The 12,815-nt window shown below is 73.6% G+C and carries 7 protein-coding genes; 3 read left to right on the forward strand and 4 right to left on the reverse strand.

Translation table 11 applies throughout. The annotated features are described in order from the left end of the window. Window positions 1–16 precede the first annotated feature (16 nt). From AB0E02_RS21455 to AB0E02_RS21470, 4 genes are read right to left on the reverse strand one after another with little or no spacing between them, the layout of a single operon-like run. The gene (locus AB0E02_RS21455; protein WP_362141626.1) at window positions 17–1,564 is read right to left on the reverse strand and encodes an ADP-ribosylglycohydrolase family protein; all 1,548 of its coding nucleotides are present in this window, start codon (window positions 1,562–1,564) and stop codon (window positions 17–19) included. Beyond that, complete coding sequence (locus tag AB0E02_RS21460) at window positions 1,561–2,862, reverse strand: ADP-ribosylglycohydrolase family protein (RefSeq protein WP_362141628.1); 1,302 nt, start codon at window positions 2,860–2,862, stop codon at window positions 1,561–1,563. Before AB0E02_RS21460 ends, AB0E02_RS21455 begins: the two co-directional genes overlap by 4 nt. Next, window positions 2,859–4,151, reverse strand: a complete 1,293-nt coding sequence (locus AB0E02_RS21465) for an ADP-ribosylglycohydrolase family protein (protein ID WP_362141630.1) — start codon at window positions 4,149–4,151, stop codon at window positions 2,859–2,861. The genes AB0E02_RS21460 and AB0E02_RS21465 overlap by 4 nt, the downstream gene beginning before the upstream one ends. Beyond that, window positions 4,148–5,335, reverse strand: a complete 1,188-nt coding sequence (locus AB0E02_RS21470; protein WP_362141632.1) for an ADP-ribosylglycohydrolase family protein — start codon at window positions 5,333–5,335, stop codon at window positions 4,148–4,150. Before AB0E02_RS21470 ends, AB0E02_RS21465 begins: the two co-directional genes overlap by 4 nt. A gap of 299 nt (window positions 5,336–5,634) precedes the next feature. Here AB0E02_RS21470 and AB0E02_RS21475 point away from each other — a divergent pair, with 299 nt between their 5' ends. The 3 genes from AB0E02_RS21475 to AB0E02_RS21485 all read left to right on the forward strand — a co-directional run bounded on the left by AB0E02_RS21475 (window position 5,635) and on the right by AB0E02_RS21485 (window position 12,710). Continuing rightward, entirely contained in the window at window positions 5,635–6,366 is a 732-nt protein-coding gene (locus tag AB0E02_RS21475) for a VIT1/CCC1 transporter family protein (RefSeq protein WP_362141669.1), read from the forward strand. A 289-nt stretch (window positions 6,367–6,655) separates the two neighbouring features. Beyond that, window positions 6,656–11,257 carry a glutamate synthase large subunit gene (gene gltB, locus AB0E02_RS21480; RefSeq protein WP_362141634.1) on the forward strand — a complete coding sequence of 1,534 codons (4,602 nt, stop codon included), beginning with the start codon at window positions 6,656–6,658 and terminating at the stop codon, window positions 11,255–11,257. Beyond that, the gene (locus AB0E02_RS21485; protein ID WP_362141636.1) at window positions 11,250–12,710 is read left to right on the forward strand and encodes a glutamate synthase subunit beta; all 1,461 of its coding nucleotides are present in this window, start codon (window positions 11,250–11,252) and stop codon (window positions 12,708–12,710) included. The genes gltB and AB0E02_RS21485 overlap by 8 nt, the downstream gene beginning before the upstream one ends. Window positions 12,711–12,815 lie beyond the last annotated feature (105 nt).

Consider the following 12,815-nt stretch of genomic DNA (forward strand, 5'->3'; position numbering starts at 1 on the left):
GACAGGGACGGGTCGGTCATGGCGCGGTTGCCTCCGGTCGGTCGGGAGAGACGCGGTCACGGGAGACTCGGTCGGGCAAGACTCCGTGGGGAAGGGGCACGACCCGGTCCGGCGGCGGCACGACTCCGTCCGGCGGGACGACGAGCGCGGCGGTGCGGTGGGCGAGGGCGTCGAAGCCGATGCCGTCCAGCCCGCCGATGCCGGTGGCGAGCCGGTTGCGCAGCGGCGCGGTCCAGCGGCCGGGCAGCGCGTCCGGCGCGCCGGCGAGCAGTCCGGTCAGCGAACCGGCGGTCGCCCCGTTGGAGTCGGTGTCCCAGCCGCCGGACACCGTCCGGCAGATCGAACCGGCGAAGTCCCCGTCGGCGTGGGTCAGCGCGGCGGCCAGCAGCGCGGCGTTCGGTACCGCGTGCACCCAGTGGTAGTGGCCGTACGTGCGGTGCAACTGGTCGGCGACGGCGGCGAATCCGGCCGGCGACCGGTCCGGCGCCTCGCAGGCCAGGGCGATGCCGCGGCGGACCGCCCGGGCCAGCCGGGACCGCGGTGGGACCACCGAGAGCCCGGCCCGCAGCGCGCCGTGCACATCGGTGCCGCCCGCCCCGGCCGCGGCCAGCGCGGCGGCCGCGAACATCGCCGCGTGGACGCCGTTGGCGGTGTGGCTGAGGGTGGCGTCCCGCCAGGCCAGTGCCGCGGCGGCGGCCGGGTCGCCGGGCCGGGTCCAGCCGAAGACGTCCGCCCGGATCTGCGCGCCGATCCACTCCCGGAACGGGTTGCGGTGCCGCGCGGTGTGCGGCGGCTCGATGCCGTCCAGCAGGTTGCGGTAGGCGATCCGCTCGGCGGTGAAGGTCCGCCCGGCCGGCAGCTCGTCCAGCCACAGCCGCGCCACATCGGCGGCGGTGAAGTCCGGCCCGTGCCGTTCGAGGAGCAGCAGGTTCAGCAGCGGGTAGTTGAGGTCGTCGTCCTCGGGCATCCCGTCGAGGGCCCCGGCGAGCGAGGTGGCGCGGCTGCGGCGGTTCCACGGGTACCGCGCGGCCACCGCCGGATCGAGCCCCTCGTCGGTGAAGTACGAGGTCAGAGGCCAGTTCCCGGTCGCGCGGGCGAGCGTGCGGATGCCCTCCAGCGGCAGCTTCTCGACGGGCTTGCCGAGCAGGCAGCCGGCCGCCCGCCCGAGCCAGGCGGCCTCCAGCCGGGCGGCGGCCGGCCTCTCGGCAACCCTGCCGGTAGCCGCCGACGGCCATGCGGGGCAAGCAGCCTGAATGTCCGTCAGTTCGGTCGGCTCGTCGTCGGCCAACGGGCTGGGCAGCGCGGCGAGTTCGTCGAGCAGGGCGGTCGCGGTGGTGCGCAGTGCCGGGTCGGCGGGGCGGTCCGAGGCGCCCGCCCGGTCCGGTGCCGGCGCCCCGCCCGCCGACCGCCAGCGCCGCGCGATCCGGGCCACCGCGGCCGCGTCCCGGCCGTCCTCGGCCGCCTGCCGCAGCTCGTGCCCGACCAGGTCCTCGGGCTGCACCCAGGTCAGCCGGAGCGGTGCGGCGGGGGAGGGGCGGGCGGTGGCCGGCGCCTTCGCGGTCACCGTACGCCCGCCTCCGTCAGCGCCGGGATGGCCGAGATCGCGGTGAACGCCTGCTCGTGGGTGCGGGCGCGGGCCCGGTCGCGGGTGAAGATCTCCCGGGCGACGGTCGCCAGCGCCGCGCCGGGGGCCTGCAGATCGAGGCGGCTGGCGCGGGCGACCTCGGTGCTCCACTCCTCCGGCACCGCCGGGGCGCCGCGCAGCGCACCGGCCAGCGCGCCGCTCATCGTGGCGATCGAGTCGCAGTCCCGTCCGTAGTTGACCGAGCCCAGCACGGTGGACCGGAAGTCGCCGCCGCCGACCAGCAACATGCCCAGCGCGACGGGGAGTTCCTCGATCGCGTGCAGCCGGGAGGGGCGGCGGGCGCCGAGCGAGGGGTTGCGGTAGTCCGGGCCGACGGTGTCGAACGGGGCGACCGCCGCCCGCAGCGCCGCCGCCGCCGACTCGTGGTCGTCCAGCGTCGCGGCGGCCTCGCAGACCGCCTCGATCGCGGCGCGGGTGCCGTCCTTCGCCAGCCGCAGGGCCTGTACGACGACCGAGGACGGGGTGGCGTCGGGCGTGAACGCGGCGGCCACCGCCGCGGCGAACACCCCGGCCGCCTCCCGCCCGTAGGAGGACTGGTGCGCACCGGCGATGTCGAGCGCCTCGGCGTAGGCCCGGTCCGGATTTCCGGCGTTGACCACGCCGACCGGCGCCATGTACATCGCCGCACCGCAGTTGACGATGTTTCCGACGCCGGCCTCGCGCGGATCGGCGTGCCCGTAGTGCAGCCGGGCCACGATCCACTTCTCGGCGAGGAAGATCCGCTGCAGCGGCAGCGCCTCGGCCTCCAGCTCCGGGATCCAGCGGGGGGTGCCGATCAGGTCCGGGACGAGGTGGTCGGCGACGTCGTAGGCGTCCAGGTGGTCGCGCACCGACTCGTAGACCCGGACCAGCGCATGGGTCATCAGGGTGTCGTCGGTGACGTGGCCGTTGCCCTTGTGGTACGGCGCGAGGGGGCGGGCGGTGCGCCAGTCGTCGTGGAACGGGCCGACGATGCCGGTGACCCGGCCGCCGTACCGCTTGACGATCTCCTCCGGCGTCCGGCCCTCGACCGGCCCCCCGAGCGCATCCCCGACCGCGGCACCCACCAGGCAGCCGATCGCCCGGTCCTCCAGGGAGGGGGTGTCGGGCCGGACCTGTGGGGCGGGCGGGGGCGGGGCGGCGGTGACAGGGACGACGGGCAGGATTTGGGTGGCCCCGACGTCGAGGAGACCGGGTGCGCCCGGCGCCTCGGGTGCGGTGTCGCTGGTGTACGTCATGTGCGCAGGAGTCCTTCCACGAGGGGGGTGGGGGAGAAGGGCGGAGCGGCCTTCGGGGCGGCTCCGGGCGGGGCCGCGGGGCCGGCGTCCGCGGGGCCCTCCGGGGCGGTCAGCTCCGCCCGGGCCAGCGCGCCGGCCAGTTCGACGAGGTCGGTGCCGGCCAGCCGCGGCAGTGCGCAGCCGGACAGCACCCGGCAGGCGTCGCGCCAGGTGCGGGGCAGCGCGGGGGCGCCGCCGAGCGCACCGGTCAGCGCCCCGGCGAGGGCGGGCGCGGAGTCGGCGACCCGGGAGAGGCAGGCGGCGGCCGGCACGGCCTCGGCGACCTGCCCGTCGGTCGCGAGCGCCAGCGCGAGGGCCACCGGGACGGTCTCGGCGGCGGCGATGCCGTAGCTGTAGACGTGGTCGACGATCTCGTGTTCCAGGACCGGCACCAGGGCGAACGCGGTGCCGGGGCGGCCGGGGCGGTCGGCGGCGTGGGTCCGCGTGAGGTGGACCGCGTGCAGGGTGTTGCGGCGGATCTCGGTGCCCTCGGGCAGCTGGGCCAGCGCGGTGTCCACCGCGCCGGACGCCGGGGCGCCACCGAGCGCGGCGGCCACCGCGGCGGCCATCGCCCGGGCCCCGTGCACCCCGTCGCCGTCCTGGGTGTAGCGCGCGTCGTACTCGGCCAGGTCCGCCGCCGCGGCCGGGTCGCCCGGGTGCACCACGGCCAGGACGGCGGCCCGGACGCATGCCGCGTCGTCGAAGAAGTGCGGGTTGTCGTGTCCGGTGGCGGGCGGCCGCAGCCCGGCGGCGAGGTTGCCGAGCCCGGCGCGTACGGAGATCCGGGCGCGCAGCGGCAGGACGGCGGACTCCACCTCGGGCGCCCGGTCGGCGGCCGCGGCGACCTCGCTCGCCAGCGCGTTCCAGGCGAGGTCGAGGGCGGCCCGCATCCGGCGGTCCCGGCCCAGGTCGCTGAGCAGCGCCCCGGCCGCGGTCAGCACGGACCCGGCGGTGAAGGCCGCCCACTCGGCGTCGTCGGACGGGCCCAGCCGCAGCGGCTCGGGCGGCTGGTTCAGGGCGATCGGCACCGGCAGCGTGGTGGTGGCGTTCTGTTCGGCGAAGGTGTCCAGCTCGCGGGTGAGCCGCCGGGTCCACTCCGGCATCCGCGCCGCCCGGTGCCGGGCCGCGGGCCATCCGGCGGCGTCCCCCGCGGCCAGCCCGAGCAGCAGCCCCTCGATCCGGCTGCGCGCGGCTGCGACGGGGCCACCGGCACCCGCCCCGCCGGTCCCGTCGGCCGCCCGGCCGCTCATCCCGTCCCCACCCCGGCCGCGGCCCGGTCCGCGGGCACGGGCTCCGCCGCAGGGCCCCGGTCCGCCCGGCTCCCGTCCGCCCGGCGCTCCTCCGCCCGGCCGCCGTCCGCCCCGCCCGGTGCCAGCAGCTCGGCGATGTCCAGGACGTGGTAGCCCGCCATCGACGGCAGGCAGCTGCCGCGTGCCGGGCCGATCGCCCGGGCCCACTCCTCGGGGATCGCGCCGGCCCCGCCCAGTGCGCCGGCCAGGGCCCCGGCGACCGCGGCCGTGGTGTCGGCGTCCCGGCCCATGTTGACCGCGGTCAGCACCGAGCCCCGGAAGTCGCCGCGGGCCGCCGCGAACGCCCCGAAGGCCAGCCCGACCGCCTCCGGCGCCAGGTCCGTCCAGGGGTAGCCGCCGACCACGACGGCGGAGCGCACCGCGCGTTCCGTGCCGAGCTGGGTGATGCCCGGATCGTGGCCGCAGCGCTGGGCCGCGCCCACCGCCCGGCGCAGCGAGCGCGCGGTCCAGGAGTCCTCCGGGACGACGGACAGCGCGGCGGCGACCACCACGTCGGTGAGCGGCGTCCCCCCGGGACCGGAACCCGAAGGTTCCTGGGGGAGGGCGACCATCGCGGCGGCCACCCCGGCGGCCACCGCCCGGCCCCCGTAGATCCCCTCGCCGTCATGGCTGACCGTGCCGTCGATGGCGACCAGCCGGGCGGCCTCGGCGGGCCGGCCGGCCGCGAACACCCCGAACGGCGCGGCGCGCATCGCCAGCCCGTCGCTCCAGGCGTGCCGGTGCTGCGCGGAGATCGGGGCGGCCAGCCCCCGGCGCAGGTTCTCCAGCGTGCCGCGCTCGCTGAACCCGGCGCCGCGGAACGGCCCCTCGTCCCGGTCGGCGATCCACTGGTGCCAGGCCGCCTCGACGTCCGCGACGGTCAGTGCCGACCCGTGCGCGGCCAGCAGCAGCCCGGAGAAGATCGCGTACTCGGTGTCGTCGGTGCCGGCCGGGTCGTCCTCGACATAGCCCTCGATCCGGCCCCAGCGGCGGCGGATCTGCGAGGGCTTCATGTTCTCCGCGGGGGCGCCCAGCGCATCCCCCACGGCGAGCCCGAGCAGCGCCCCGCGGGCCCGGTCGCGTACGCCGTCGCCGGCCGGGCCCGGGGCGCCCCGCTCCGGGGACGGGGGGTCCGCTGCGCTCATGGTGCTATGCGTGCCACGCGGCGCCCCCGCTCTCCTGCACCGGGCCGCGAGGTCACCCGGTCGACGCCCCGGCGGGACCCCGGTACGGCGCCGGAAACGGGCCCGCAAGCGGCCCGCTCACCGCCCGTGACCGGCCTCTCATCACCGACTTTTCGAAGAAACCGCAGGTCAGCGCGGTAAGTTCGGCCTTCCTTGCTAGCGGCGGAGGGTGATCCCCGCATAACTTCGAGGGGTTGCAGGGGGAAGTGCCGCCATCGGCCCACACCTCGCGGAAGGGAGCAGGTCCCGATATGTCCGTCATGGAGATCATGGATGCCGCGGCGCCGACGCACGTGGCGCACCGCGACAACCACACGCACCGCGACGTCAACGGCGGCTGGCTGCGCCCCGCCGTCTTCGGCGCGATGGACGGGCTGGTCTCGAACCTCGCCCTGATGACCGGTGTCGCGGGCGGTGCGCTGTCCCAGCAGACGATCATCATCACCGGCCTCGCCGGGCTGGCCGCCGGTGCCTTCTCGATGGCCGCGGGGGAGTACACCTCGGTCGCCTCGCAGCGCGAGCTGGTGCAGGCCGAGCTGGACATCGAACGGGACGAGCTGCGCAAGCACCCCAAGGACGAGCAGGAGGAGCTCGCGGCCCTCTACGAGTCCCGCGGGGTCGAGCCGGAGCTCGCCCGCCAGGTCGCCGAACAGCTTTCCCGCGACCCCGAGCAGGCGCTGGAGATCCACGCCCGCGAGGAATTGGGAATAGACCCGTCCGACCTTCCTTCTCCGGCCGTGGCCGCCATTTCTTCCTTTGGTTCCTTTGCGCTGGGCGCGCTTCTGCCTGTTCTTCCTTACCTGCTGGGGGCTTCCGCGATCTGGCCCGCGGTGCTGCTCGCACTGGTCGGGCTGTTCGCCTGCGGTGCCGTCGTGGCGCGGGTGACGGCCCGCTCGTGGTGGTTCAGCGGACTGCGTCAACTCGCCCTCGGCGGCGCCGCCTCGGGTGTGACGTACCTCCTGGGAGCACTGTTCGGAACCGTCGTAGGGTGACGTGTCATACGGGTGACTGCATAATTAACCCGTTACCCCGCGGTTTCGGTTTGTTGACGGCCGGGCATAAGGCCCTGGCGTCGCGGGCAATGTCGCTCGCCGAACGCCGCCCTGTGGGACGGCTCTTTTCCGTCCGCGTTCACGACCCACCGCGCCTGCGGTGTCCGCATGTTGGAAGCCTCTTTTCGGTTCTCGGGAAGCGGGCCATCCTGTAACCTGCACGAAATTTCGCGGAGGGCCAACGTCGTCCCTCGGCAATGCCTATGCCACGACGACGTTGGGAGAGCCGATGCGTTTCGCGTCCACGCACTCCGCGACCACCAGCAGCGCCCACGCCGCCTGGTCGCCCATGGACGGGCGCCCCGCCCAGCAGGGGATGTACGACCCGCGCAACGAGCACGACGCCTGCGGCGTCGGCTTCGTGGCCACCCTCACCGGCGAGGCCAGCCACGCACTGGTCGAACAGGCGCTCACCGTCCTGACCAACCTGGAGCACCGCGGTGCCACCGGCTCCGAGCCCGACTCGGGCGACGGCGCCGGCATCCTGCTCCAGGTCCCGGACGCGTTTCTGCGCGAGAACGTCACCTTCGAGCTCCCCGAGGCCGGCGCCTACGCCGTCGGCATCGCCTTCCTGCCGTCCGACGCCCAGGCCGCCGCCGACGCCGTCTCCCGCATCGAGACGATCGCCGGCGAAGAGGGCCTGGACGTCATCGGCTGGCGCGTCGTCCCGGTCGCCCCGCAGCTGCTCGGGAACGGCGCCCGCGCCACCATGCCGGCCTTCTCCCAGCTCTTCGTCGCCGACGGGCAGAACACCGGTCTGGCCCTGGACCGCAAGGCCTTCGCGCTGCGCAAGCGCGCCGAGCGCGAGGCCGGGGTCTACTTCCCCTCGCTGTCCGCCCGCACGATCGTGTACAAGGGCATGCTGACCACCGGCCAGCTGGAGCCCTTCTTCCCGGACCTGTCCGACCGCCGCTTCGCCACCGCGATCGCCCTGGTCCACTCCCGCTTCTCCACCAACACCTTCCCGAGCTGGCCGCTCGCGCACCCGTACCGCTTCGTCGCGCACAACGGCGAGATCAACACCGTCCAGGGCAACCGCAACTGGATGCGCGCCCGCGAGTCCCAGCTCGCCTCGAAGCTCTTCGGTGAGTCGGAGCTGGAGCGGATCTTCCCGGTCTGCACCCCGGACGCCTCCGACTCCGCCTCCTTCGACGAGGTCCTGGAGCTGCTCCACCTCGGCGGCCGCTCGCTGCCGCACTCCGTGCTGATGATGGTCCCCGAGGCGTGGGAGAACTCCCCCTCCATGGACCCGGCCCGGCGCGCCTTCTACCAGTACCACTCCACGATGATGGAGCCCTGGGACGGCCCCGCCTGCGTCACCTTCACCGACGGCACCCAGGTCGGCGCGGTCCTCGACCGCAACGGTCTGCGCCCCGGCCGCTACTGGGTCACCGACGACGGCCTGGTCGTGCTCTCCTCCGAGGTCGGCGTCCTCGACATCGACCCCGGCAAGGTCGTCCGCAAGGGCCGCCTGCAGCCCGGCAAGATGTTCCTCGTCGACACCACCGAGCACCGCATCATCGAGGACGACGAGATCAAGGCGCAGCTCGCCGCCGAGCAGCCCTACCAGGAGTGGCTGGACTCCGGTCTGATCGAGCTCGCCGACCTGCCCGAGCGCGAGCACATCGTGCACACCCACGCCTCGGTCACCCGCCGCCAGCAGACCTTCGGCTACACCGAGGAAGAGCTGCGGGTGCTGCTCGCCCCCATGGCCAAGGCCGGCGCCGAGCCGATCGGCTCGATGGGCACCGACTCGCCGATCGCCGCGCTCTCCGAGCGCCCCCGGCTGCTCTTCGACTACTTCACCCAGCTCTTCGCGCAGGTCACCAACCCGCCGCTGGACGCCATCCGCGAGGAACTGGTCACCTCGCTGATCTCCTCCCTCGGCCCCCAGGGCAACCTCCTCACGCCCACCGCGGCCTCCTGCCGCAGCGTGACCCTGCCCTTCCCGGTCATCGACAACGACGAGCTGGCCAAGCTCATCCACATCAACGCCGACGGCGACATGCCCGGCATGAAGGCCGTGACCCTCTCCGGCCTCTACCGCGTCTCCGGCGGCGGCGAAGCGCTGGCCGCCCGCATCGAGGAGATCCGCGCCGAGGCCGACGCCGCCATCGCCGACGGCGCCCGCCTGATCGTGCTCTCCGACCGGCACTCCGACGCCGAGCACGCGCCGATCCCCTCGCTGCTGCTGACCTCCGCGGTCCACCACCACCTCATCGCCACCAAGACCCGCACCCAGGTCGGGCTGCTCGTCGAGGCCGGCGACGTCCGCGAGGTGCACCACGTCGCCCTGCTCATCGGCTACGGCGCCGCCGCGGTCAACCCCTACCTGGCCATGGAATCCGTCGAGGACCTCGTCCGCGCCGGCACCTTCCTGCCGGACGTCGAGCCCGAGACGGCCATCAAGAACCTCATCAAGGCGCTCGGCAAGGGCGTGTTGAAGGTCATGTCCAAGATGGGCATCTCCACCGTCGCCTCCTACCGCGGCGCGCAGGTCTTCGAGGCCATCGGCCTGGACGAGGAGTTCGTCGCCCAGTACTTCCACGGCACCGCCACCAAGATCGGCGGCGCCGGGCTGGACGTCATCGCCAAGGAAGTCGCCGCACGGCACGCCAAGGCCTACCCGGCCTCCGGCATCGCCGCCACCCACCGCGCGCTGGAGATCGGCGGCGAGTACCAGTGGCGCCGCGAGGGCGAACCGCACCTCTTCGACCCGGACACCGTCTTCCGGCTGCAGCACGCCACCCGCAGCCGCCGCTACGACATCTTCAAGAAGTACACCGAGCGGGTCAACGAGCAGTCCGAGCGCCTGATGACGCTCCGCGGTCTGTTCGGCTTCAAGTCCGACCGCCCGTCCATCCCCGTGGACGAGGTCGAGTCCGCCTCCGAGATCGTCAAGCGCTTCTCCACCGGCGCCATGTCGTACGGCTCCATCTCCCAGGAGGCGCACGAGACCCTCGCCATCGCCATGAACCAGCTGGGCGGCAAGTCCAACACCGGTGAGGGCGGTGAGGACCCCGAGCGCCTCTACGACCCGGCGCGCCGCTCCGCCATCAAGCAGGTCGCCTCCGGCCGCTTCGGCGTGACCAGCGAATACCTCGTCAACTCCGACGACATCCAGATCAAGATGGCCCAGGGCGCCAAGCCCGGCGAGGGCGGCCAGCTGCCCGGCCACAAGGTCTACCCCTGGGTCGCCAAGACCCGGCACTCCACCCCCGGCGTCGGCCTGATCTCCCCGCCGCCGCACCACGACATCTACTCCATCGAGGACCTCGCCCAGCTGATCCACGACCTCAAGAACGCCAACCCGGCGGCACGTATCCACGTGAAGCTGGTGTCGGAGGTCGGCGTCGGCACGGTCGCGGCCGGTGTGTCCAAGGCCCACGCGGACGTCGTCCTCATCTCCGGCCACGACGGCGGTACCGGCGCCTCCCCGCTGACCTCCCTCAAGCACGCGGGCGGCCCCTGGGAGCTCGGCCTCGCCGAGACCCAGCAGACCCTGCTGCTCAACGGCCTGCGCGACCGCATCGTCGTGCAGACCGACGGCCAGCTCAAGACCGGCCGCGACGTGGTCATCGCCGCCCTGCTGGGCGCCGAGGAGTACGGCTTCGCCACCGCACCGCTGGTCGTCTCCGGCTGCGTCATGATGCGCGTCTGCCACCTGGACACCTGCCCGGTCGGCATCGCCACCCAGAACCCGACGCTGCGCGAGCGGTTCAGCGGCAAGGCCGAATACGTCGTCAACTTCTTCCAGTTCATCGCCGAAGAGGTCCGCGAGCTCCTGGCCGAGCTGGGCTTCCGCAGCCTCGACGAGGCCATCGGCCACGCCGAGCTCCTCGACACCACCAAGGCCGTCAACCACTGGAAGGCGCAGGGCCTCGACCTCGCCCCGCTGCTGCACGTCCCCGAGCTGTCCGAGGGCGCGGTCCGCCACCAGGTCACCGTCCAGGACCACGGCCTGGAGAAGGCGCTCGACAACGAGCTGATCAAGCTCGCCGCCGACGCGCTGGCCGCGGACACCGCCGAGGCCGCCCAGCCGGTCCGCGCCCAGGTCGCGATCCGCAACATCAACCGGACCGTCGGCACCATGCTCGGCCACGAGGTGACCAAGAAGTTCGGTGGCGCCGGCCTGCCCGACGACACCATCGACATCACCTTCACCGGCTCGGCCGGCCAGTCCTTCGGCGCGTTCCTGCCGCGCGGCGTCACGCTGCGCCTGGAGGGCGACGCCAACGACTACGTCGGCAAGGGCCTCTCGGGCGGCCGGATCGTCGTCCGCCCGGACCGCGGTGCCGACCACCTCGCCGAGTACTCCACCATCGCCGGCAACACCCTCGCCTACGGCGCCACCGGCGGCGAGCTGTTCCTGCGCGGCCGGGTCGGCGAGCGGTTCTGCGTCCGCAACTCCGGTGCCACGGTGGTCTCCGAGGGCGTCGGCGACCACGGCTGCGAGTACATGACCGGCGGCAACGCGGTCGTCCTGGGCGAGACCGGCCGCAACTTCGCGGCGGGCATGTCCGGCGGCTTCGCCTACGTCATCGACCTGGACCGGAACAACGTCAACAAGGAACTCGTCGGCGCGGTGCACCCGCTGGACGAGAACGACAAGCAGTGGCTGCACGACGTGGTGCGTCGCCACCAGGAGGAGACCGGCTCCACCGTCGCCGAGAAGCTCCTCGCCGACTGGGATGCCGCGGCCCCGCGGTTCAGCAAGGTCATCCCGCCCACGTACCAGGCAGTGCTCGTCGCCAAGGAAGCCGCCGAGCAGGCCGGGCTCTCCGAGTCCGAGACCCACGAGAAGATGATGGAGGCGGCGACCAATGGCTGACCCCAAGGGCTTCCTGACCCACGAGCGCGAGACTGCCAAGACCCGCCCCGTCCAGGAGCGCGTCAAGGACTGGAACGAGGTCTACCAGCCCGGCTCCCTGCTGCCGATCATCAGCAAGCAGGCGTCGCGCTGCATGGACTGCGGCATCCCCTTCTGCCACAACGGCTGCCCGCTCGGCAACCTCATCCCCGAGTGGAACGACTACGCCTACCGCGGGGACTGGAGCGAGGCCAGCGAGCGGCTGCACGCGACCAACAACTTCCCGGAGTTCACCGGTCGCCTGTGCCCCGCCCCCTGTGAGGCCGCCTGTGTGCTGGGCATCAACCAGCAGCCGGTGACCATCAAGAACGTCGAGGTCTCCATCATCGACAAGGCGTGGGACAACGGCGACGTCACTCCGCAGCCGCCCGAGCGCCTCTCCGGCAAGACCGTCGCCGTCATCGGCTCCGGCCCGGCCGGTCTCGCCGCCGCCCAGCAACTGACCCGGGCCGGCCACACCGTCGCGGTGTACGAGCGCGCGGACCGCATCGGCGGCCTGCTCCGCTACGGCATCCCCGAGTTCAAGATGGAGAAGCGCCACATCAACCGCCGCATCGAGCAGATGCGCGCGGAGGGCACCAAGTTCCGCACGGAGGTGGAGATCGGCCGCGACATCGACGCGAAGAAGCTGCGCAAGCGCTACGACGCCGTCGTCATCGCCGCCGGCGCCACCACCTCCCGCGACCTGCCGGTGCCCGGCCGGGACCTCAAGGGCATCCACTTCGCGATGGAGTACCTGCCGCTCGCCAACAAGGTGCAGGAGGGCGACCTGACCGTCGCCCCGATCACCGCCGAGGGCAAGCACGTGGTCGTCATCGGCGGCGGCGACACCGGCGCGGACTGCGTCGGCACCGCCCACCGCCAGGGCGCGGCCTCCGTCACGCAGCTGGAGATCATGCCGCGGCCGGGCGAGGAGCGGAACGCGGGCCAGCCGTGGCCGACCTTCCCCATGCTCTACAAGGTCACCTCCGCGCACGAGGAGGGCGGCGAGCGGGTCTACTCCGTCTCCACCACCCACTTCGAGGGCGACGAGGACGGCAACGTCCAGTGGCTGCACCTCGCCGAGGTGGAGTTCGTCGACGGCAAGCTGGAGCAGAAGCCGGGCACGGAGCGCAAGATCCCCGCCCAACTGGTCACCCTCGCCATGGGCTTCACCGGCACCGACCAGCAGAACGGCCTGGTCGAGCAGTTCGGCCTGGAGCTCGACGCCCGCGGCAACGTCGCCCGCGACGCCGACTTCGCCACCAACGTGCCCGGCGTGTTCGTCGCCGGGGACGCCGGCCGCGGCCAGTCGTTGATCGTGTGGGCCATCGCCGAGGGCCGCTCCGCCGCCCGCGGTGTGGACCGCTTCCTGACCGGAGCCAGCGCCCTGCCGGCCCCCATCCGGCCGACGGACCGCGCACTGGCCGTCTGACCCGGTCGCGCACCGCGCGCGACCGTCCCTGAATGTCCCGTACAACGTCGTACGGAGGCACGGGAACCGGGGCCTGCCCCGGACCCGTCCGCGGCGCCTGTCTTT

It is taken from the genome of Streptomyces sp. NPDC048196 (genome assembly GCF_040652715.1).
GTDB classification, from domain to species: domain Bacteria; phylum Actinomycetota; class Actinomycetes; order Streptomycetales; family Streptomycetaceae; genus Streptomyces; species Streptomyces siderophoricus.

Bases quoted from the DNA above. Each gene is read 5' to 3' on its own strand.
- AB0E02_RS21460 (WP_362141628.1), bottom strand. From the start codon at position 2,862: ATGACGTACACCAGCGACACCGCACCCGAGGCGCCGGGCGCACCCGGT.
- AB0E02_RS21465 (WP_362141630.1), bottom strand. From the start codon at position 4,151: ATGAGCGGCCGGGCGGCCGACGGGACCGGCGGGGCGGGTGCCGGTGGC.
- AB0E02_RS21470 (WP_362141632.1), bottom strand. From the start codon at position 5,335: ATGAGCGCAGCGGACCCCCCGTCCCCGGAGCGGGGCGCCCCGGGCCCG.
- AB0E02_RS21475 (WP_362141669.1), top strand. From the start codon at position 5,635: ATGGAGATCATGGATGCCGCGGCGCCGACGCACGTGGCGCACCGCGAC.
- gltB (WP_362141634.1), top strand. From the start codon at position 6,656: ATGCGTTTCGCGTCCACGCACTCCGCGACCACCAGCAGCGCCCACGCC.
- AB0E02_RS21485 (WP_362141636.1), top strand. From the start codon at position 11,250: ATGGCTGACCCCAAGGGCTTCCTGACCCACGAGCGCGAGACTGCCAAG.